Raw genomic sequence first — 18,712 nt, 5'->3', positions numbered from 1 at the left:
CGTCAGCCCACCATCCAGGCCCAGAACATCACCGTCAACACGCCAAAACCCGTCGTCAGGGTGATGGTGGAGGCTGCGAGCTTTTCGGCCGTCCTGAATTGCGCCGCGATCAACCAGGCATTGATGCCGGTTGGCACGGACGAGGTCAGCACAAGCGCCGCCTGCCATTCGTGGCTCAGTCCCAGAAGTTTTGAGAAAACCAGTACGCAGGCAGGAAGCAGAAAGAGCTTCAGCACCGACGATGACGAGGCGAGCGCCGCATTGCCGCCCAGGCCGTAGCGCCGCATAGCCATGCCGAGTGAAAGCAATGCCGCGGGTGCTGCGACGGCCGCCAGCTGGTCGGCGACGATCTTCGGCACGCCGGTGAGTGGAATGCCCGAGAAATGCCAGATTATGCCGCCCAGGACACCGAAGACCAGCGGATTGCGGCTGAGATTGAGCCCGAGATAGCGGAAGAGTGCGTACCACCCCTCGGATTGCTTGCCGATGTCGCGCCGTTCCGCCCGTTCGATCAATAGAGAACTCGCCACCATCATGATGGGCAGATGAACCGCAAGCAGGATCGAGACCGCCACCATGCCCTTTGGTCCAACGAGACGATCGACCAGCGGCAGGCCGATGAAAACATTGTTGGCGAAGGCGGCGGACACGCCGGCAACCGTCGCCGTGCGCTGGTCGGTACGGAAAAGCTGCGAGGCGATGATGTGACCCACGGCCCAGGTCACCGCCACGCCCGCGAAATAGGCGATCCACAGCCGTACCGGAAAGGCGCCGTGGAAATCCGCTTCCGCGAGGGTCCGGAAGATCAGCACGGGTACTGCCAGCTTGAAGACGAACTCGGAAAGCGCGATCCCCGCTTCTGGCTTCAAGTAACCGGAGGCTACGACAGCCCAGCCGATGAGGATCATCAGGAAGATCGGCAGGACATTGAGGGCGACGTCGAACATTTCGCCGGTCTTACGCGCCCCGACGCCGGTATCAAGCCCGCATCGTACGCTATGGTACGGCAAAGACAATTTATCTCAGGAAAATGAATGGCGATGCTTGTGAAGGCGTCACGGGAGTGGCAATTTCGCAAGCGCGAAGGGAACACGCATGGACCATCAGGATCACGATTTCAGGGAACGGATAAGGACGTCCTTCGCCAACCAGGGCGCGATGGCGCTGCTCGGTGCGGAACTGACCCGTATCCAGCAGGGCATAGTGGAGATCGAGCTGTCCTACCGGCCGGACCTGACCCAGCAGCACGGCTTCCTGCATGCGGGCGTGATTTCGGCGGCGCTCGATGCCGCCTGCACCTATGCCGCCTATACGATGATCGAGCCCGATGTTTCGATCCTCACCATCGAATTCAAGGTCAATCTGCTCTCGCCTGGCAAGGGTGACCGCTTCCTGTTTCGCGGCGAGATCACCAAGCCTGGCTCCAACATCATCGTCGCGGACGGTCGCGCCTATGCGATCGGCGACGGCCCGGCCAAGCTTATCGCCTCGATGACCGGCACCAAGATGGCCCTGCGCGGCCGCGAGGACATACGCGGATGAGCGACCGCCTGAAGCTCATCGGCGACAAGGCCGTGCTGTTCGTGATGGCGGCCGAGGCCGAATATGGTCCGCATCTCAAGGCGCTGTTCTCGCCGGTCATGACAGGTGTCGGGCCGGTAGAGGCGGCCGTGCAACTGACCGCGACGCTGGCAGGCCTTGTACTCGATGGCCGCAAGCCCGATTTGGTCGTCTCGCTCGGTTCGGCCGGTTCCGCGACCCTCGAACAGGCAGAGGTCTATCAGGCCACATCCGTCTCCTACCGCGACATGGATGCCTCCGCATTCGGATTTCCCAAGGGCACCACGCCGTTCCTCGATCTGCCGGCGGTCCTGCCGCTCGATATCCGCATTCCCGGCGTCAAACAGGCCACGCTTTCGACCGGCGCCAATGTCGTATCCGGCGCAGCCTACCAGACAATCGACGCTGACATGGTCGAGATGGAGACATTCGCCATTCTCCGCGCCTGCATGAATTTCAGCATTCCACTGATCGGGTTGCGCGGCATTTCCGATGGCAAGGCCGAGGTCAGCCATATCAATGACTGGACCGAGTATCTCCATGTCATCGACGAGAAACTCGCCGATGTCGTCAACGCCATGATCACGGCGATCGAGAGCGGCACACTCGGCGGATTTCCTCATAGCTGACCTGCCGGATTATGCGGGGATTCTCGCTTCTCCCCCGTTGCCATCAGGGCTTTCCTTCTTTATAGGCCCGACATGACCCAGACAGCTCATTCCGATACCGTTCTCATCGTGGATTTCGGCAGCCAGGTGACTCAGCTCATCGGCCGGCGCGTGCGCGAGGCAGGCGTCTATTCCGAAGTCATTCCCTTCCAGTCCGCCGAAGAGGCCTTCCACAGGCTGCGCCCCAAAGCGGTGATCTTGTCGGGCAGCCCGCATTCGGTGCTCGATGAAGGCAGCCCACGGGCGCCGCAGGTGGTGTTCGATTCCGGCCTGCCGATCCTCGCTATCTGCTACGGCCAGCAGACCACGGCGATCCAGCTCGGCGGCCAGGTCGAAGGCGGCCATGCCCGCGAATTCGGACGTGCCGATGTGGAGATCCTGAAAGCCAGTCCGCTGTTCGACGGCGTCTGGGAAGTCGGCAAGAAATATCCGGTCTGGATGAGCCATGGCGACCGCGTCACTCGCGCGCCCGAGGGCTTCGAGGTCATCGGCGTGTCGGAAAACGCGCCTTTCGCGATCACCGTCAACGAGGCGAAGCGCTACTACACGACGATGTTCCACCCCGAAGTGGTCCATACGCCCGACGGCGCCAAGCTGCTCTCGAACTTCGTTCACAAGATCGCCGGCATTCCTGCTGATTGGACCATGTCGGCTTATCGCGCCCGTGCCGTCGAGGCGATCCGCAACCAGGTCGGCGACGGCCGCGTGCTCTGCGCGCTTTCAGGCGGCGTCGATTCCTCGGTCGCAGCCCTTCTCATCCACGAAGCGATCGGCGACCAGCTGACCTGCGTGCTGGTCGATCACGGCCTGATGCGCAAGAACGAGGCGCGCGACGTCGTCGCCATGTTCCGTGAGCACTACAATCTGCATCTGATCCATGTCGATGCGTCCGACATGTTCATCAATGCGCTGGAAGGTGAGAGCGACCCCGAGAAGAAGCGCAAGACCATTGGCCGGCTGTTCATCGAGGTCTTCGAGGAAGAGGCCAAGAAGCTCGGTGGCGCGGAATTCCTCGCCCAGGGCACGCTCTATCCCGATGTGATCGAAAGCGTCTCCTATTCCGGCGGCCCATCGGTCACCATCAAGTCGCATCACAATGTTGGCGGTCTGCCCGCGCGCATGAACATGCAGCTTGTCGAACCGTTGCGCGAACTCTTCAAGGACGAAGTCCGCGTACTCGGCAAGGAGCTCGGCCTGCCCGAGAGCTTCATCGGTCGCCACCCCTTCCCCGGCCCGGGCCTGGCGATCCGCTGCCCCGGCGGCATAACCCGCGAGAAGCTCGAAATCCTGCGCGAAGCCGACGCCGTCTATCTCGACGAGATCCGCAAGGCGGGCCTCTACGACAAGATCTGGCAGGCCTTCGCCGTGCTGCTTCCGGTCCAGACCGTCGGCGTGATGGGCGACGGCCGCACCTACGAATTCGTCTGCGCGCTGCGCGCGGTTACTTCTGTGGACGGCATGACGGCGGATTTCTACCACTACGACATGAACTTCCTCGGCCGCGCCGCGACGCGGATCATCAACGAGGTGCGCGGGATCAATAGGGTCGTGTACGACGTGACGAGCAAGCCGCCCGGCACGATCGAGTGGGAGTGAATCTGCGAGGCGGCGGATATTATCAGGGCACGTCTTGAATTTTCGGGTTACAGCAGGTATCTTACCCGCGCCTTACCCACAGGAAGTGCTTTGATGGTTCAGGCTGAAAACCCCACAACAGTCGTCTCGACCAAGGGTCAGGTGATCCTGCCGAAAGCAATCCGCGAGCGGCGGGATTGGGAGGCTGGCACGAGACTTATCGTAGAAGATACGCCGGATGGCGTGCTTTTGAAGCAAGCCCCTGTTTTCCCGGTGACGCGGCCGGAGGACGTGTTCGGCATGCTTCCCCACCACGGAGCCCCAAAGACCTTGGAAGAGATGGATGAGGGCGTCGTAGCCGAAGCCCGCCGCCGCCATGATCGCGATTGATACCAATCTCATCATCCGATACCTGACGGGCGATCATCCGGTCCAGTCACCGCGCGCTCGAGAGATTATCGACGGTCAGGCCGTGTTTGCGGCTGTCACCGTCATCCTGGAAGTCGAGTGGGTGCTGCGTAGCACGTACGGCTATCGTGGACCCGATGTCGCCCGCGCCTTGCGGGCTTTCGGCGGACTGGAAACGGTGATCGTGGACGATGCAGCCATCGTTGCCAAGACGCTCGACACTATGGAAGAGGGCATGGACTTTGCCGATGCCCTGCACCTTGGCAAATCCGCGCACTGTGAAGCATTCGTCACCTTCGATCGCAAATTCGTGAAGGCCGCGCAGGCAATCGGCCGCACGGAAGTTCGCGAAGCCTGAGGCCGCACCCCTATCGCCCCAGCTTCATGTGCCGGTTGACATCCTTGTACAGCAGATACCGAAACTTCCCCGGCCCCCCCGCATAGCAGGCCTGGGGGCAGAACGCGCGCAGCCACATGAAGTCGCCGGCCTCGACTTCCACCCAGTCCTGGTTCAGCCGATAGACCGCCTTGCCTTCGAGCACATAGAGGCCGTGTTCCATCACATGGGTTTCGGCGAAGGGGATGATGGCGCCGGGTTCGAAGGTGACGATCGTGACATGCATGTCGTGGCGAAGGTCGAGGGGATCGACGAAGCGGGTCGTCGCCCACTTGCCTTCCGTACCCGCCATCGGCGTCGGGGCGATATCCCGCTCGTTGGTGAAGATCGGTTCCGGAATATCCAGACCCGGAACGGCCTCATAGGTCTTGCGGATCCAGTGAAAGCGGGCCGCAACCGATCCGCGGTTTTGAAGCCGCCAACCCGACGAGGGCGGCAGGAAGGCATAGCCGCCGGGTGCGAGAACGTGGGACATTCCCGCCAGTTCGATCGTGACTTCGCCTTCCATGACGAAAAGCACACCCTCGGCATGCGGATCCGGTTCCGCCTGCTCGCTGCCGCCGCCTGGGGCGACCTCCATGATGTATTGCGAGAAGGTCTCGGCAAAGCCGGAGAGCGGGCGGGCGATGATCCAGAGACGCGTGCCGCTCCAGAAGGGCAGGTAGCTGGTGACGATATCCATCATCACGCCCTTCGGAATCACCGCATAGGCCTCGGTGAAGACCGCGCGGCCGGTGAGCAGTTCCGTCTGCGCCGGCGAGCCGCCTTTCGGCGCGTAGTAGTTTGGCTTTGTCACTTTGCACTCCGCGAAGTATTTTGCGTATCATCGTCGCGCCAGCGACAGCGTCAGACCGCCGCGATGGCACGTCGTGTCGATGTATCGATATTCGACGGTCTTGTTTAGCCGTTTCCGGCTCTGAAAAGCAAAACACTCTTCATGCCATGACGGGCATTTGTATCCGCGCTGAAAGGCGCCGTTCATGCTCCAGCAGCCAGCGCTTGCGTTCAATGCCGCCGCCATAACCGGCCAGCGACCCATTGCCGCCGACCAGTCGGTGGCAGGGCACGACGAGGCTGACGGGGTTGAGCGCATTGGCCATCCCCACGGCGCGCGCGGCATTCGGCCTGCCGAGTGTTACGGCCATCTGGCCGTAGGTGCGGGTTTCGCCGGGTGGGATGGCGCGCAAGGCTTCCCAAGCGTGGCGCTGGAACTCCGTGCCGCCGCCATCGACCTCGATCGCGTCAAGCGCCGTGAGATCGCCTTCGAAATAAGCACGGATGGCGGATGTGATCTCGCTCGGTTCGTGCACTGGTTCCAGCATCGGCTCTTTCCCGAATCGTGCCCGCAACATCGGCATCAACCGGTGCTCGACATCGCCGAACTCCATGGCGAGCAGCCTGCCGCCATCGGCCACCATACGGATGGGGCCGATGACGTGATCATCCATGATCGTGTGGATCAGCAAGCGTCGGGCCTACAGCGCCAGCGATTGCTGCACCGGCTTGGGTGGCGCGACCTGGACGCCCTCCAGTTCCAGCATGCGCTGCTTGGAATTCGAGCCGCCCGGCGCCGAGAAGCCGCCGATCTTGTTGCCGGCCGCCAGCACGCGATGGCAGGGGATGATCAGCGCAACGGGGTTCTTCGCCATCGCCTCGCCGACGTCGCGCGCCGCTTCCGGTCGCGCGCCGAGTTCCTTTGCAAGTGTGCCATAAGTGGTGGTGTGGCCCCAGCCGATGCGGCGCGCGGCGGCGTAGATTTCCTTGAAGAAATCCTCCTGATTGGAGAGATCAAGCGTCACATCAGAGAAATCCACCGTCTCTCCGGCGAAATAACGCTTCACTTGGGCAATGGTGTCAGCCACTTCCACAGGCGGCGTCGCGGGCTCGGCACCCGCGATACGGCGCGGCAGCAGGCGCTCGGTGCCATCATGGGTGCTGGTCGGCAGCTGGAAGCGCGTAATGCCCGCGTCATTCCACGCAATACCGCAGAAGCCGCCGGCGGTTTCGAAGATATGATAGTGCTGAATTTTCCGGCTCATATCAGAGACTCCTCGTTTCAACTTGTCCCCAAGATGGTGCTTGCAGGCCCAGAATTCCACCCGATTCTTGCAATGTCAACAGTTCCGCCTTGAAATATGTTCCCTCTTTGTTCTTGATTTTCTGGCCCCATGGATTAGACTTCGCCGCGTGCCCCGAGGAGACTTCCCATGCTCAATCAACTCGACTTTGGATCGGGACCGAAGCCGCCGACGAGGCGGCCCACGGGCAGTAATCTTTTTACCGCGCTGCGCCCGGACGAGGCGACCGCGCGACAGGTGCATACCGTCGCCCGCGATATCCGAGACATGTATCGCGCCCATCGTCAGCCGCTGTCATCCAGGCGGCTCCATGTGAGTTTGATCAATCTTGGCCATAGCGAAGAGCTGGAAGACAGCATGATTTTCACGGCAAGGGAGGCGATCGACAAAGCCCGTTTCGAGCCCTTTACGATCACGTTCGACCGCATCATGACCTTCAAGCAAGAAACGGCGCGGCCTGTCGTCCTGTGCGGTAACGGCGAAAACATTGGGCTGCTGAAGCTCACGGCACAACTGGCCGATGCACTCGATGGCGTCGGCCTGGACGTCGGCTACAATCCGACGTTCCTGCCACATATGACGCTGCTCTATCACCATGCGCCGATCGAAGATCACCACCTTTCGACCCCGATCACATGGACGGTGAACGAGGTATGGCTGATCCACAGCCTGCTGGGACAGGGGCGCTATGAATTTCTTTGGCCGCTGAGGAATTGATCGATGCGCCTGCAACATTCAGGCGTTTGCGGCACGGAGGCGTTCAGCGGCTTCGATGAGCTGTTCAGGTGCGGAGCGAAGTTCGAAGCGGCCGCCTTCGAGCACGACCTGGTTGCGGCCGGCGGCCTTGGCGGCATAGAGACACTCGTCTGCCCTGACCATGGCCTCGACCGGCGAGGCTTCGCTTTCGCCGATGGCGGCGACGCCGAAACTCACGGTGATCTGCCGGTCGATGGCTATGTGACGCCAGTCCCGGGCTGCAAAGCGGATGCGGATCGACTGCGCCAGCACGCCGCCTTCGGCAAGGCTGGCACCCGGAATGAAGATCACGAATTCCTCGCCGCCGAAGCGTGCCGAGATCGCGTGGGCGGGCAGGCTGTTGCCGAGTTCGGCCGCCAGCTCGGCGATCACCCGATCGCCTGCGGCATGCCCGAAACGGTCGTTGACCTGCTTGAAATGATCGATATCGCAGATCAGGACAGTGCCTTCATACCGCCCGGAATCCTTCTTCGGCGCAAGCGCGCCATCGAAGCCGCGCCGGTTGTAAAGTCCCGTCAGCGGATCGCGATCGGCCGCATCGCGATAGCTGAGAAGCGTGGCCGCGGTGATCGAACCCAAAACGGAGAGCGCAAAGAGCAGGCCGACCGCACTGGTCGTGATCTGCATGGCCCAGGCGTATGACGACGTCGCGAAATCCTCCAGCCGATTGCTCGATTTGACGAGGAAGACGAACACCATGACCCGCGCCAATGTGTCGAGCACCACCAGGCTGCTCATGACGATCAGCGCGCGGTCGGCGAGCTTGGTCGCGCGGTCCATCACCTTCAGCAGGGCGAAGCCGAGCAGGCAGGAGGTGGCGACATCGTTGAGGAAGAGTTCGGCATGCAGGCTGCGTTCGACAAGCACGACATAGAGGTCGATGAGCAGATAGACCAGAACGAAGATGGCACGCTCGCGCCGGTAGAGCGGTATCGAGAACTGTACGAGGAGAGCCTCGGCATAGAAGAAGAAGCCCGCGACAAAGAATGCATCGCCCGAAAGAGCGCCGATTTCCACCGGCAGCGGCACGACCGACGCAATGAATCCGAGCGCGCTGAAACCGAAGCCCAATCCCCATGCCCTGCCCGACGGCACATTGAAGCGCGACAGAACGAGGAACACGGCTGAGAATGTCACCATCATGATCGGCAACAGGAAAGATAGGGCGGAGGTCGATTCCATCAAGTGTCCCCGGAAGCCGCCAGCGGAGGAAGGACGGCCGCCTGCTATCTAGCCTTTTTGCCGTTAAGAATCGCTGAAGTCGGGACGCGAAAAAGTGCATGCGCCGTGGACTTTTCCGCGCCGCGCTTTGTGATAAAGACAGGGCGGAATAGAGGTATGGAAGTGGGCGAATGACGGTCAGAATCTACGGGATCAAGAACTGCGACACGATGAAGAAAGCCTTCGACTGGCTGAAGTCGCACGGCATCGCCTATGACTTTCACGATTACCGCGCCGTGGGTATCGATGCGGCGACCGTCAAGGCCTGGTGCGACAGCGTCGGCTGGGAGAAGGTGCTCAACAAGGCGAGCACCACTTTCAAGGAATTGCCCGATGCCGACAAGGTCGGCCTCAACGAGGACAAGGCAATCGCCCTGATGGCGCGCGAGCCGACGATGATCAAGCGGCCGGTGCTGATCGTAGGTGAGACGATCCTGAACGGGTTTAAGCCGGCTGTCTATGAAGCAGTTCTGAAAGGATAACCATCTCGACAATGACAGCGTATATGCTATCATTGTCGAGATGAAAGTTGTGATCGATACCAATATCTTTGTGTCGGCCGTCATGAATGCCGAGGGCACATCGCGGGCGGTATTGCGCATGTGCCTGGACGGCACGATTCAGCCACTGATGAGCAATGCGCTCGCTGCGGAGTACGAGGATCTTTGCAGTAGAACGGCACTCTTCGATCGCGCGCTCATTTCGGCGGATATTCGTGAAGAACTCTTGGACGCATTTATGGCGAGTTGCCTTTGGGTCAGGATTTACTACTTGTGGCGGCCGAACTCAAAGGACGAAGCCGATAATCATGTGATTGAACTCGCTGTTGGTGGCGGAGCGCAGGTCATCGTTACAGCCAACAAGCGTGATTTCACCTCAACCGAGTTGCTCTTTCCCAAACTTGGGGTGAGAACCGCCGCGGAATTTCTGAAGGAAAGGAGAACATCATGAGCACACTCACGATCCGGCTTCCGGACGAGCAACATGAGCGGCTTAAGGCCTTGGCTTCGTCGCGCGGTACCAGTCTCAATAAGCTTTTCGAGGAGTTTTCCACAAAGGCCCTGGCGGAGTTCGAAGCGGAGACCAGATTTCGTCTGCGCGCGGCGCGCGGCGACCGTAAGCGTGGTATCGAAATACTCGATGAGCTCGATCGGATGCATTCGGAAAAAGCCTGAACCATGTCCAGATCCACCCGTGCCACACTGGCGCTTGCAGCCGCCAAGGCCACATTCGAAGTCCTGACCTACGACTACGATCCGGATGCCGACAAGATCGGCATGCAGGCGGCGGAATCGCTCGGGGTCTCACCGTCGATCGTGCTGAAGACCCTGATGGCCGAGGTCGATGGCAAGCCGGTCTGCGTCGTGGTGCCGTCCGACCGAGAAGTGAGCATGAAGAAGCTCGCCGCGGCCTTCAAGGGCAAGTCCGCCAACATGATGAAGCCGGCGAATGCCGAGAAGGTCACCGGTTACGTCGTCGGCGGCATATCGCCGTTCGGCCAGAAGAAGGCTGCGCCCACCGTCTTCGAAGCCGAAGCGATGGCGCATGAACTGGTCTATATGAATGGCGGCCAGCGTGGGCTTCAGGTGAAGCTCGCGCCGGCCGATGCGGTCGCGGTGCTGAAGGCGATATTAGCGCCGGTTGTCGTCTGAGGCGTCAGCCCGCGTTTTCGGTGGCGCTCGGTGCGTCGGCCTTGGGGCCGCCCTTGGAGACGCCGACCATGGCCGGACGCAGCACGCGCTCGCCGATCACATAGCCATCCTGCACGACCTGGATGACGGTGTTGTTCGGCAGGTCCGCATTGGGAACCTCGAACATCGCCTGGTGGAAATGCGGGTCGAACTTCTGGCCGGCGGGCTCGATCTTCTTGACGCCGTGGCGCTCGAGCGCGGACAGCATCGCGCGCTCGGTCATCTCGACGCCCTCGACCAGCGCCAGAAAGCCGGCTTCGCCGGCGGCGCGGGCTTCCGCCGGAACAGCATCCAGCGCGCGACGAAGATTGTCCGAGACCGACAGCATGTCGCGCGCAAAGGCTGCGGCGGAATAGGTCTTGGCATCCTTCACTTCGCGCTCTGTGCGGCGGCGAAGGTTGTCCATCTCGGCGGCCAGCCGCAGGAACTTGTCCTTCAGCTCGGCATTCTCGGCCTTCAATACCTCGATGGGATCGAGTTCGGCGGGCGCTTCAGCCTGCGCATCGGCGGCCTGGGCAGCGTCGGGCGTTTCAGCACCGGCCACGGCTTCCTGAGCCTCCGTTTCGTAAGCGTTCTTGTTGTCGTCCGTCATCACGGTCTCCGAAAGTTCTGAATCTTGCTTGGGTTGCTGCGGATATCGAGCTTTGCCGTCAAAAAATCAAGGCTTAAGAGCAAGAAACGTGCCGCAAAGTGCTTGGTTCAGGGCGTCTTGCCGGCGAGCCGCGATATGAGCTGGGCGGTGTAGTCGACCATCGGCACGACGCGGGAATAATTGAGCCGGGTCGGACCGATTACGCCGACGGCGCCGATGATGCGGTCCTCGCTGTTCTTGTAGGGTGCGACGATCAGCGAGGAACCGGACATCGAAAACAGCGTGTTCTCGGATCCGATGAATATCCGCACGCCCTGCCCGCCTTCGGCGAGATTGAGGATGTCGGAAAGCGATTCCTTCTTTTCGAGGTCGTCGAAAAGCAATCTCAGCCGGTCGATATCCTCGGCACCCTCGACCCCTTCGAGCAGGTTGGCGCGCCCTCGCACGATGAGCTGCGCCGAGCGACCATCATTGGCGCCACCGGACCATACGGCGAGGCCACGCTCGACCAGATCGCTCGAAAGCTGGTCGAGTTCGGCGCGGATGGTTTCCTTGAGCTTGTCGATGCGCACGCGCGCCTCGGCCAGCGTCAGGCCCGAGAGATGCGCGTTGAGAAAATTCGCCGCCGCCGTCAGCTGCGAGGACGTCGTGCCGGCTGGCAGCGAGATGATGCGGTTTTCGATCTCGTCCTGGTCGCCGACCAGCACGGCGAGCGCCTTTTCCGGCGAAAGCCGGATGAATTCGACATGCTTGACCAGCGTATCGCTCTTGGCGGTGATCACCAGACCCGCCCCGCGCGACACGGAAGACAGTATCTGGCTCGCTTCGTTGAGTGCGCTCTCCACGGGGAAGTCGCGATTTGGCGGCCGGATCTGGCGATCAATCTGCAACCGTTCCTCATCCGAGAGATGGCCGACCTGCATGAAGGCGTCCACGAAGAAGCGCAGACCTAATTGGGTCGGCAGCCGGCCGGCGGAGGTGTGCGGCGAATAGATGAGCCCCAACTCTTCCAGATCGCTCATCACATTGCGTACGGATGCGGGCGACAGCGACATGGGCAGCAGGCGCGACAGCGAACGCGAGCCCAAGGGCTCGCCGCTTCCCAGATAGCTTTCGACGATCCGCCGGAAGATTTCACCGGACCGCTCGTCCATACCCTTCATGCCAGTGACCTAATCATTCTCATGGCTTGGAATATAGTTGTTCCAGCGTCCACGCAAAAGGAATTTCAACCCTTTTCCTTTGCAAAACCTACCCTGTCCGACTAAGAGGCATGCTTTGAAGAGATCAGGAGCAGGAAGACATGCGGCCATCCGGACGGAAGACAGACCAAATGCGCAAGGTGAGCTTCGAGCGCGGCTTCTCCAAGCACGCCGAAGGCTCCTGCCTGGTCAAGTTCGGCGACACGCATGTGCTCTGCACCGCAAGCGTCGAGGAAAAGCCGCCGGCATGGCTGCGCAACAGCGGCAAGGGCTGGGTGACCGCTGAATACGGCATGCTGCCGCGCTCGACCGGCGACCGCATGCGCCGCGAGGCGACATCCGGCAAGCAGGGCGGCCGCACGCAGGAAATCCAGCGTCTCATCGGCCGGTCGCTGCGCGCCGTGGTCAGCTTGGAATCGCTCGGCGAGCGCCAGATCACGGTCGATTGCGATGTCATCCAGGCCGATGGCGGCACCCGTACGGCGTCGATCACCGGCGGCTGGATCGCGCTTCACGATTGCCTGAAATGGATGGAATCGCGCAACATGCTGAAGGTCGAGAAGGTCCTCAAGGACCATGTCGCGGCGATTTCCTGCGGCATCTTCGCCAATCAGCCGGTGCTCGATCTCGACTATCTCGAAGATTCCTCGGCCGAGACGGACGCGAATTTCGTTATGACCGGCACCGGCGGCTTCGTGGAAATCCAGGGCACCGCGGAAGGCGCGCCGTTCAGCGAGGAAGAACTCCATACGCTGATGGGTCTCGCCAAGCAGGGCGTTTCCGAACTGGTCGAGATGCAGAAGCAGGCGATCGCCTGAGAGGGATGATGGCAAAGGCGCCGGCACAAATCCTCGAATCCGCGCTCTATGCTAGCGATCTCGATGCCGCCGAGCGCTTCTATGCCGATGTCCTTGGGTTGGAAAAAATTGCGCGGGCGGGCAACCGGCACGTCTTCTTCAAATGCGGTCCGGGCGTGCTCTTGATCTTCAATCCGGCCGAGACCGCCATTCCTTACAAGAAAGGCCAGTTGCCAGTGCCGCCGCATGGTGCCCACGGTCCCGGCCATCTCTGCTTTAAGGCCGAAGCGGAGGAACTGGATGGTTGGCGCGACCGGTTGACGGCGGCGCGCGTCGAAATCGAATCCGACATGGAGTGGCCGCAAGGCGGACGCTCGATCTATTTTCGCGATCCGGCGGGCAATTCGCTCGAATTCACCGAAGCTCGCATCTGGGGACTTTGAATGCGCAAGCTCGATACCAAGACGATCGTCGTTGCCAGCCATAATGCGGGCAAGATCAGTGAAATCCGCGACCTGATCGGTCCACTGGGCTTCGAGGCCAAGTCCGCCGCAGACCTCAACTTCGCCGAGCCGGACGAGACAGGTACGACTTACGAAGAGAATGCCCGGATCAAGGCGCTCGCCTCCGCGATGGCCTCGGGCCTGCCCGCCCTCTCCGACGATTCGGGGCTTGCGGTCGATGCACTTGATGGCGCACCGGGCGTCTACACCGCCAATTGGACCGAGCGCGAGGACGGCAGCCGCGATTTCAACATGGCCATGGAGAAGGTCGAGAAAGCGCTGGCCGAGAAGGATGCGACGACGCCTGATAAGCGCACCGGCCGATTCGTCAGCGTACTTTGCCTCGCGTGGCCGGATGGCCATACCGAGATTTTCCGTGGCGAGGTGGAAGGCCATATCGTCTGGCCACCGCGCGGCAATCTCGGCTTCGGCTATGATCCCGTGTTCCAGCCGCTCGGCTATGCCAAGACATTCGGCGAGATGCCGGCCGAGGCCAAGCATGGCTGGAAGCCGGGTGACGCGCAGGCGCTGTCGCATCGCGCGCGCGCCTTCAAGCTCTTCGTCGAAACCTGCCTGGAAGGCTGAACTTGATCAAGGACGCACCATTGCTGGCGGATTCGGGTGAGCCCGGCTTTGGCGTCTATGTCCATTGGCCGTTCTGCGCGGCCAAGTGTCCCTATTGCGATTTCAACAGCCATGTCCGCCACATGGCCGTGGACCAGGACGCCTATGTGAAAGCGTTCCTGGCCGAGATGACCGCCATGCGGGCGATCTCTGGCAGCCGCACGGTCACCTCGATCTTCATGGGTGGCGGCACGCCATCGCTGATGAAGCCGGAGACGGTGGATGCGATCCTCAATGGCATCGCGCGGCACTGGCATGTTCCGGATGGCATCGAGATCACGATGGAGGCCAATCCGTCCAGCGTCGAGGCCGAGCGCTTCCGGGGTTACCGTGCCGCGGGCGTCAACCGCGTGTCGCTCGGCGTGCAGGCGCTCAATGACCGCGACCTGAAGTTCCTCGGCCGGCTTCACAATGTCGAGGATGCTCTGCGGGCGGTGAAGCTGGCGCGCGAAATCTTCCCGCGCATGAGTTTCGACCTGATCTATGCCCGGCCCGGCCAGACCGGAGACGAGTGGACACGCGAACTCAACGAGGCGATTTCCTACGCCGTCGATCACCTGTCGCTCTACCAGCTGACGATCGAGGAAGGTACGCCGTTCTTTGGGCTGCACAAGGCTGGCAAGATTATCATTCCCGATCAGGATGCCGCAGCGGAACTCTATGAGATCACCCAGGCCGTGACATCTGCCGCCGGGATGCCGGCCTACGAGGTCTCCAACCATGCCCAGCCGGGTGCGGAAAGCCGCCACAACCTCACCTATTGGCGCTATGGCGACTATGCCGGGATCGGCCCCGGTGCGCATGGGCGGCTGACATCCGGCGGGCGGAAATTTGCGACAGCGACCCACCGCACACCGGAGGAATGGCTGAAGCTCGTCAACGAACAAGGCCATGGCATGGTGGATCGCGACGCACTCGAAACCGCCGAACAGGCCGATGAGATGCTGCTGATGGGTCTGCGCCTGCGTGAAGGCCTCGATCTCGCGCGATGGACGTCGCTATCCGGACGTGGACTCGATCCCGAGCGCGAAGACTTCCTTCTTCAACACGGCTTCGTCGAACGTATCGGCAATTCCCGCCTGCGCTGCACCCCGCAGGGCATGCTCATCCTGGATGCAGTCGTCGCCGATCTCGCAGCATGATCCTGCCACCATCATACTCAATTCGTTCTTTTTGCATGATTTTTTTGACTCGATACTGACAGGGCTCTTGACCGTCGCGCAAGCTTGGGTGCATATGTATAGTCATTAGGTAGCGCCAGGACGATCTGCTCTCCGCGTTCAGAACCTGATTCTTATTATTCGGAATCACATGGCGACGATTCATTTCGATGAACCGAGCCCGTCCGTGAAGCGGAACAAGAAATCCCCCTTCACGGTCGAATGGCCAACTCTTTTCCTCGCATTTTTCATCTACTCGGCCTGGCTGGCTCTCACTTATTTCTGGGAATCCGTTCCCTTCATCCTGCTCTTGCTCGCCGGTGGCTGGCTCGTGGCGTGGCATGGCTCGCTTCAGCACGAAGTGTTGCACGGCCACCCCACCCGCTTCCGGCGGCTCAATGACGCGATCGGGTCGGTGCCCATCGCACTCTGGCTACCCTACCCGCTCTACAAGCGCGCCCACCTCAAGCATCACAATGACGAATGGCTGACGGACCCGATCGAGGATCCGGAATCCTATTACATGACAGGCCCGACATGGCAGCGTCTGGGTGCCTTCGGGCGGCTACTGACCAAGGTCAACAACACCCTGCCCGGCCGGCTGATCATCGGCCCGTTCGTGACCCTCATGGCTTTCTGGAGCCATGAGCTTGCGGCGATCATGCGAGGCGACTTTCGGCATCTCCCCCATTGGGCGGTGCATCTCGCGGGCGTTGCGGCCGTGCTTTATTGGGTCATAGCGATTTGCGGCATGCCGCTCTGGATTTACCTGCTGGGCTTTGCCTATGCAGGCATCTCCTTCACCCGGCTGCGCTCATTCGCCGAGCACAATTTCGCCGAGACGAAGGAAGAGCGCACGGCCATCGTCGAGAACACACCGGCCTTCGGCCTGCTGTTTCTCTACAACAACCTGCATATCGTGCATCACAACAAGCCGGCTTTGCCGTGGTACAAGATTCCCGGCCTCTATCGGGCCAATCGGGACGCCTATGTCAAATTGAATGGCGGGCTGGTCTATAACGGCTATTGGGATGTCGCGAAGCAGTATTTCTTCCGCGTCCATCACAATCCGGTCCATCCGCATTATCCGGAAACCGTGGACGCGCAGGAAACCACATCGACGGTCCGGGCGGATCAGGCGACCTTCGGGTAGCCCAGGCGGAGCGCTTCGTCGCGGAAGCGCTCCAGCTCGGCATAGTCGGTATCGTCGAGGAATTCGATGCCAGATATGCCGAGCACATCGACCGCATCCTTAAGCGCTGGATCGCTCAAGGCATCCGAGATCGCATCCCGCAACGCCGCCACTTCCACATCGCTCGCATCGTGCCGTGTAATGTAGGGCAGCCCCGGCCCCATCGGCGTCTCGCCCACTATCCTGACGCCGGCGATCTTTTCCGGCGCATGCCTGGCATGCAGGCCCCAGGTGATGCTGTCGATGGCGGCAACATCCGCCCGGCCTTCGCGAACAGCGGCGATCGAGGCGAGATGCCCGCCTGTCACGACAACGTCGGAGAAAAACGGCTTTCCACCAGCAAGCGGTGCCACCGATATGCGCAACAGGTTCATGCCGGAATTCGAAAGCCAATCGTTGATGGCCGCGCGCTGTCCGCGCATGTCTTCGAGGCTTTGCGCCGGATTGTCTTCGCGCACCACGATGAAGCTTGCCCGTTTCGCGCCCTTGCCGCCGGAATAGGAGAAAGCCGGCGTCGCCACCAGCCGCACCTTGCCCTTGAGCTCGCTGACATAGGGATAGCCGCAGGTCTGCGCCAGCGCGAGGTCCGGCCGAAGCCAGTAGCTATGATATTCGCCGCCGCGATCCAATACATCCGGTGCCGCAAAGCCCTTGGCGCGCAAACGATCCCGGATCGCGATCCAGAGCGCATCATTGGCGCTCCGGACCCGGTCCGGCATATCGTACATCATCAGGCTTGCGACTGTCGTCATCCGTTACTCGTTGATCAGGCGCCTCAGGAGTTCGATCTCGTGCGACAGCTTCTGGTCACCCGAAATCAGTTCCTCGATCTTGCGTACCGCATGCAGAACCGTCGTGTGATCGCGTCCACCGAAGCGGCGGCCGATTTCCGGGAAAGAGCGCGGCGTCATCGTCTTGGAGAGATACATAGCGATTTGACGCGGCTTGACAATGACCCGGGTCCGGCGGTTGGAAACGAGCTCCTGTCGCGACACATTGTAATGCCGGGCGACGATGCGCTGGATATCCTCGATCCGCACCCGCTTGGGTTCGCCCGCGCCGACCAAGTGGGCGAGAAGCTCGTCCACGCGCTCGAGTGTCAGGTTCGGCTCGAAGGAAAGGCGGAAGATCAACTGGTTGAAGGCGCCTTCCAGCTCGCGACCGGACGCCGTTACATTGGTGGCGACATGCTCAAGAATGGCTTCGGGGATATCGATGCTCGAATCCTGCTGTCTTGCTTGGGCGAGACGGAGCTTGAGCATTTCCAGACGCATGGCGAAATCCGGCGCGTCCATCTCGATATTGACGCCGCCCTGCAGCCGCGAACGCACGCGCGGGTCGAGCGATTCCAGTTCCCATGGCGCGCGGTCGGCGGCCACCACGACCTGTTTGGCGCTGTCGAGCAGCATGTTGAGCAGATGGCAGAACTCGTTCTGGATCATCTTGCCCTGCAGGAATTGCATGTCGTCGATGATCAGCACGTCGATATTGCGCAGCGATTCCTTGAGAGTGAGCGCGTCATTGTCGCGGATCGCGGTGGCGAAGCGCCACATGAAATATTCCGCCGTCAGATAGACGACTCGCGGGCTGCGCGGATTGGCAAGCGCTGCAGCGGCAATCGCCTGCAGCAGATGCGTCTTGCCGAGGCCGACGCTCGAATGGATGAAGAGCGGGTTGAAGCGCACGGCGCCAGCACCGGATTCGGCGATTGTGCGAGAAGCGGCCAGCGCCACCCGATTGGAAGCGCCTTCGACGAAGCTCGTGAATGTATAGCGGCTGTCGAGCGGCGAGCCGAAAAGCGGCGTGTGATTGTGGACCCTCGGGCTTTCCTTCGGCGCGGCACTGGGCGCGCTGAAAAACGGCGTCGCCTGCTTGCGTGACGGCGAGGAAATCTGAGTTTCAGGCAGAGGCAGCACCTGCTCTTCCGGGCGTCCGGCACGCGCCGCGCTGCGCACCAGAATCTCGACCTTGAGGATGCTGGAATCCTCTTCCTGGAGAAGCGATGTCATGAGGTCCAGGTATCGGTTGTTGATCCAGGACTTGAGGAAGGTCGTCGGCACGGTGAAGCGGATGACGCTCTTTGAAGCCGAATGAAGCTTCAGGCGGCCGAACCAGCTCGCATAGACGTCCGGCCCTACCTTGGCCTTGAGTTTTGCGCTGAATCGCTCAATCAAGGCCTCCTGTTTCATGCCTGCAATCCCCCCGTCGATTTCGGATGATTTTGTTATAGACACCGGCGCACTTTCCGCCGCGGAAAATACGCTCTTCTCCAGAATATTCATATGCAT

The 18,712-nt window shown here is 61.1% G+C and carries 24 protein-coding genes; 15 read left to right on the top strand and 9 right to left on the bottom strand.

The genetic code is table 11. From position 1 onward, the window contains the following. Positions 1–2: 2 nt before the first annotated feature. Entirely contained in the window at positions 3–947 is a 945-nt protein-coding gene (locus IHQ71_RS00120) for an AEC family transporter (protein WP_258159854.1), read from the bottom strand. Positions 948–1,095: 148 nt separating this feature from the next. Between IHQ71_RS00120 and IHQ71_RS00115 the strand changes: the two genes are divergently transcribed. The 5 genes from IHQ71_RS00115 to IHQ71_RS00095 all read left to right on the top strand — a co-directional run bounded on the left by IHQ71_RS00115 (position 1,096) and on the right by IHQ71_RS00095 (position 4,569). Beyond that, on the top strand, positions 1,096–1,542 hold the full coding sequence (locus IHQ71_RS00115) for a PaaI family thioesterase (protein ID WP_258159853.1): 447 nt from the start codon (positions 1,096–1,098) through the stop codon (positions 1,540–1,542). Then, positions 1,539–2,189, top strand: coding sequence for a 5'-methylthioadenosine/S-adenosylhomocysteine nucleosidase (locus IHQ71_RS00110; protein WP_258159852.1), 651 nt, complete (start codon positions 1,539–1,541; stop codon positions 2,187–2,189). The genes IHQ71_RS00115 and IHQ71_RS00110 overlap by 4 nt, the downstream gene beginning before the upstream one ends. Before the next feature lie 72 nt (positions 2,190–2,261). Continuing rightward, positions 2,262–3,824 carry a glutamine-hydrolyzing GMP synthase gene (gene guaA / locus IHQ71_RS00105; protein ID WP_258159851.1) on the top strand — a complete coding sequence of 521 codons (1,563 nt, stop codon included), beginning with the start codon at positions 2,262–2,264 and terminating at the stop codon, positions 3,822–3,824. A 93-nt stretch (positions 3,825–3,917) separates the two neighbouring features. Beyond that, the gene (locus IHQ71_RS00100; protein ID WP_258159850.1) at positions 3,918–4,193 is read left to right on the top strand and encodes an AbrB/MazE/SpoVT family DNA-binding domain-containing protein; all 276 of its coding nucleotides are present in this window, start codon (positions 3,918–3,920) and stop codon (positions 4,191–4,193) included. Next, positions 4,180–4,569, top strand: a complete 390-nt coding sequence (locus IHQ71_RS00095) for a type II toxin-antitoxin system VapC family toxin (protein ID WP_258159849.1) — start codon at positions 4,180–4,182, stop codon at positions 4,567–4,569. Before IHQ71_RS00100 ends, IHQ71_RS00095 begins: the two co-directional genes overlap by 14 nt. 10 nt (positions 4,570–4,579) lie before the next feature. On the opposite strand, the gene IHQ71_RS00090 is transcribed toward IHQ71_RS00095, so the two are convergent. The 3 genes from IHQ71_RS00090 to IHQ71_RS00080 form a co-directional block, all read right to left on the bottom strand. Further along, positions 4,580–5,404 carry a bifunctional allantoicase/(S)-ureidoglycine aminohydrolase gene (locus IHQ71_RS00090; RefSeq protein ID WP_258159848.1) on the bottom strand — a complete coding sequence of 275 codons (825 nt, stop codon included), beginning with the start codon at positions 5,402–5,404 and terminating at the stop codon, positions 4,580–4,582. Between the two features lie 139 nt (positions 5,405–5,543). Continuing rightward, positions 5,544–6,074, bottom strand: a complete 531-nt coding sequence (locus IHQ71_RS00085; protein WP_258159847.1) for a methylated-DNA--[protein]-cysteine S-methyltransferase — start codon at positions 6,072–6,074, stop codon at positions 5,544–5,546. A gap of 9 nt (positions 6,075–6,083) precedes the next feature. Then, positions 6,084–6,647 (bottom strand): methylated-DNA--[protein]-cysteine S-methyltransferase, encoded by a 564-nt coding sequence (locus IHQ71_RS00080; RefSeq protein ID WP_258159846.1) that lies wholly within the window; start codon positions 6,645–6,647, stop codon positions 6,084–6,086. 168 nt (positions 6,648–6,815) lie between these two features. Here IHQ71_RS00080 and IHQ71_RS00075 point away from each other — a divergent pair, with 168 nt between their 5' ends. Continuing rightward, on the top strand, positions 6,816–7,403 hold the full coding sequence (locus tag IHQ71_RS00075; RefSeq protein WP_258159845.1) for a 2'-5' RNA ligase family protein: 588 nt from the start codon (positions 6,816–6,818) through the stop codon (positions 7,401–7,403). Positions 7,404–7,421: 18 nt separating this feature from the next. Here IHQ71_RS00075 and IHQ71_RS00070 read toward each other — a convergent pair whose 3' ends face one another. Further along, the gene (locus IHQ71_RS00070; RefSeq protein WP_258159844.1) at positions 7,422–8,624 is read right to left on the bottom strand and encodes a GGDEF domain-containing protein; all 1,203 of its coding nucleotides are present in this window, start codon (positions 8,622–8,624) and stop codon (positions 7,422–7,424) included. Between the two features lie 170 nt (positions 8,625–8,794). Here IHQ71_RS00070 and IHQ71_RS00065 point away from each other — a divergent pair, with 170 nt between their 5' ends. The 4 genes from IHQ71_RS00065 to ybaK are packed head-to-tail and all read left to right on the top strand — an operon-like array spanning position 8,795 to position 10,315. Beyond that, positions 8,795–9,145, top strand: coding sequence for an arsenate reductase (locus IHQ71_RS00065; protein WP_258159843.1), 351 nt, complete (start codon positions 8,795–8,797; stop codon positions 9,143–9,145). A 49-nt stretch (positions 9,146–9,194) separates the two neighbouring features. Further along, on the top strand, positions 9,195–9,614 hold the full coding sequence (locus tag IHQ71_RS00060; RefSeq protein ID WP_258159842.1) for a putative toxin-antitoxin system toxin component, PIN family: 420 nt from the start codon (positions 9,195–9,197) through the stop codon (positions 9,612–9,614). Then, positions 9,611–9,838, top strand: a complete 228-nt coding sequence (locus IHQ71_RS00055; protein WP_258159841.1) for a toxin-antitoxin system HicB family antitoxin — start codon at positions 9,611–9,613, stop codon at positions 9,836–9,838. The genes IHQ71_RS00060 and IHQ71_RS00055 overlap by 4 nt, the downstream gene beginning before the upstream one ends. A gap of 3 nt (positions 9,839–9,841) precedes the next feature. Beyond that, the gene (gene ybaK, locus IHQ71_RS00050; protein WP_258159840.1) at positions 9,842–10,315 is read left to right on the top strand and encodes a Cys-tRNA(Pro) deacylase; all 474 of its coding nucleotides are present in this window, start codon (positions 9,842–9,844) and stop codon (positions 10,313–10,315) included. A 4-nt stretch (positions 10,316–10,319) separates the two neighbouring features. Here the strand turns inward: ybaK and grpE are convergent, their stop codons facing one another. Next, positions 10,320–10,946, bottom strand: a complete 627-nt coding sequence (gene grpE, locus IHQ71_RS00045; RefSeq protein ID WP_258159839.1) for a nucleotide exchange factor GrpE — start codon at positions 10,944–10,946, stop codon at positions 10,320–10,322. 107 nt (positions 10,947–11,053) lie between these two features. Further along, positions 11,054–12,109 carry a heat-inducible transcriptional repressor HrcA gene (hrcA, locus tag IHQ71_RS00040; RefSeq protein ID WP_258159838.1) on the bottom strand — a complete coding sequence of 352 codons (1,056 nt, stop codon included), beginning with the start codon at positions 12,107–12,109 and terminating at the stop codon, positions 11,054–11,056. A gap of 140 nt (positions 12,110–12,249) precedes the next feature. Between hrcA and rph the strand changes: the two genes are divergently transcribed. The 5 genes from rph (at position 12,250) to IHQ71_RS00015 (ending at position 16,385) form a co-directional block, all read left to right on the top strand. Beyond that, complete coding sequence (gene rph, locus IHQ71_RS00035) at positions 12,250–12,966, top strand: ribonuclease PH (protein WP_258159837.1); 717 nt, start codon at positions 12,250–12,252, stop codon at positions 12,964–12,966. An 8-nt stretch (positions 12,967–12,974) separates the two neighbouring features. Beyond that, entirely contained in the window at positions 12,975–13,388 is a 414-nt protein-coding gene (locus IHQ71_RS00030) for a VOC family protein (protein WP_374989933.1), read from the top strand. Beyond that, positions 13,389–14,033 carry an RdgB/HAM1 family non-canonical purine NTP pyrophosphatase gene (gene rdgB, locus IHQ71_RS00025; RefSeq protein WP_258159835.1) on the top strand — a complete coding sequence of 215 codons (645 nt, stop codon included), beginning with the start codon at positions 13,389–13,391 and terminating at the stop codon, positions 14,031–14,033. After that, positions 14,030–15,214: a radical SAM family heme chaperone HemW gene (gene hemW, locus IHQ71_RS00020; protein WP_374990068.1), complete on the top strand. Its 1,185-nt coding sequence runs from the start codon at positions 14,030–14,032 to the stop codon at positions 15,212–15,214. The genes rdgB and hemW overlap by 4 nt, the downstream gene beginning before the upstream one ends. Before the next feature lie 169 nt (positions 15,215–15,383). After that, positions 15,384–16,385, top strand: coding sequence for a fatty acid desaturase (locus IHQ71_RS00015; RefSeq protein WP_258159833.1), 1,002 nt, complete (start codon positions 15,384–15,386; stop codon positions 16,383–16,385). Here the strand turns inward: IHQ71_RS00015 and IHQ71_RS00010 are convergent. Together IHQ71_RS00010 and dnaA are read right to left on the bottom strand one after the other, a co-directional pair. Then, positions 16,367–17,176 carry a phosphate/phosphite/phosphonate ABC transporter substrate-binding protein gene (locus tag IHQ71_RS00010; protein WP_258159832.1) on the bottom strand — a complete coding sequence of 270 codons (810 nt, stop codon included), beginning with the start codon at positions 17,174–17,176 and terminating at the stop codon, positions 16,367–16,369. The genes IHQ71_RS00015 and IHQ71_RS00010 overlap by 19 nt on opposite strands. 3 nt (positions 17,177–17,179) lie before the next feature. Continuing rightward, a complete protein-coding gene (gene dnaA / locus IHQ71_RS00005) occupies positions 17,180–18,613 on the bottom strand; it encodes a chromosomal replication initiator protein DnaA (RefSeq protein WP_258159831.1) in 1,434 nt (477 codons plus the stop codon). Between the last annotated feature and the right edge of the window lie 99 nt (positions 18,614–18,712).

The organism is Rhizobium sp. TH2, from assembly GCF_024707525.1.
Classification (GTDB): domain Bacteria; phylum Pseudomonadota; class Alphaproteobacteria; order Rhizobiales; family Rhizobiaceae; genus Rhizobium_E.
Note: the sequence above shows the minus strand (reverse complement) of the source record. Positions and strands in the feature narration are given on the sequence as shown.

Bases quoted from the DNA above. Each gene is read 5' to 3' on its own strand.
- grpE (WP_258159839.1), bottom strand. From the start codon at position 10,946: ATGACGGACGACAACAAGAACGCTTACGAAACGGAGGCTCAGGAAGCC.
- IHQ71_RS00120 (WP_258159854.1), bottom strand. From the start codon at position 947: ATGTTCGACGTCGCCCTCAATGTCCTGCCGATCTTCCTGATGATCCTC.
- hrcA (WP_258159838.1), bottom strand. From the start codon at position 12,109: ATGAAGGGTATGGACGAGCGGTCCGGTGAAATCTTCCGGCGGATCGTC.
- IHQ71_RS00095 (WP_258159849.1), top strand. From the start codon at position 4,180: ATGATCGCGATTGATACCAATCTCATCATCCGATACCTGACGGGCGAT.
- guaA (WP_258159851.1), top strand. From the start codon at position 2,262: ATGACCCAGACAGCTCATTCCGATACCGTTCTCATCGTGGATTTCGGC.
- IHQ71_RS00055 (WP_258159841.1), top strand. From the start codon at position 9,611: ATGAGCACACTCACGATCCGGCTTCCGGACGAGCAACATGAGCGGCTT.
- IHQ71_RS00010 (WP_258159832.1), bottom strand. From the start codon at position 17,176: ATGACGACAGTCGCAAGCCTGATGATGTACGATATGCCGGACCGGGTC.
- dnaA (WP_258159831.1), bottom strand. From the start codon at position 18,613: ATGAAACAGGAGGCCTTGATTGAGCGATTCAGCGCAAAACTCAAGGCC.
- ybaK (WP_258159840.1), top strand. From the start codon at position 9,842: ATGTCCAGATCCACCCGTGCCACACTGGCGCTTGCAGCCGCCAAGGCC.
- IHQ71_RS00115 (WP_258159853.1), top strand. From the start codon at position 1,096: ATGGACCATCAGGATCACGATTTCAGGGAACGGATAAGGACGTCCTTC.
- IHQ71_RS00080 (WP_258159846.1), bottom strand. From the start codon at position 6,647: ATGAGCCGGAAAATTCAGCACTATCATATCTTCGAAACCGCCGGCGGC.
- rph (WP_258159837.1), top strand. From the start codon at position 12,250: ATGCGGCCATCCGGACGGAAGACAGACCAAATGCGCAAGGTGAGCTTC.
- IHQ71_RS00110 (WP_258159852.1), top strand. From the start codon at position 1,539: ATGAGCGACCGCCTGAAGCTCATCGGCGACAAGGCCGTGCTGTTCGTG.
- IHQ71_RS00100 (WP_258159850.1), top strand. From the start codon at position 3,918: ATGGTTCAGGCTGAAAACCCCACAACAGTCGTCTCGACCAAGGGTCAG.
- IHQ71_RS00015 (WP_258159833.1), top strand. From the start codon at position 15,384: ATGGCGACGATTCATTTCGATGAACCGAGCCCGTCCGTGAAGCGGAAC.
- IHQ71_RS00070 (WP_258159844.1), bottom strand. From the start codon at position 8,624: ATGGAATCGACCTCCGCCCTATCTTTCCTGTTGCCGATCATGATGGTG.
- IHQ71_RS00030 (WP_374989933.1), top strand. From the start codon at position 12,975: ATGGCAAAGGCGCCGGCACAAATCCTCGAATCCGCGCTCTATGCTAGC.
- rdgB (WP_258159835.1), top strand. From the start codon at position 13,389: ATGCGCAAGCTCGATACCAAGACGATCGTCGTTGCCAGCCATAATGCG.
- IHQ71_RS00065 (WP_258159843.1), top strand. From the start codon at position 8,795: ATGACGGTCAGAATCTACGGGATCAAGAACTGCGACACGATGAAGAAA.
- IHQ71_RS00075 (WP_258159845.1), top strand. From the start codon at position 6,816: ATGCTCAATCAACTCGACTTTGGATCGGGACCGAAGCCGCCGACGAGG.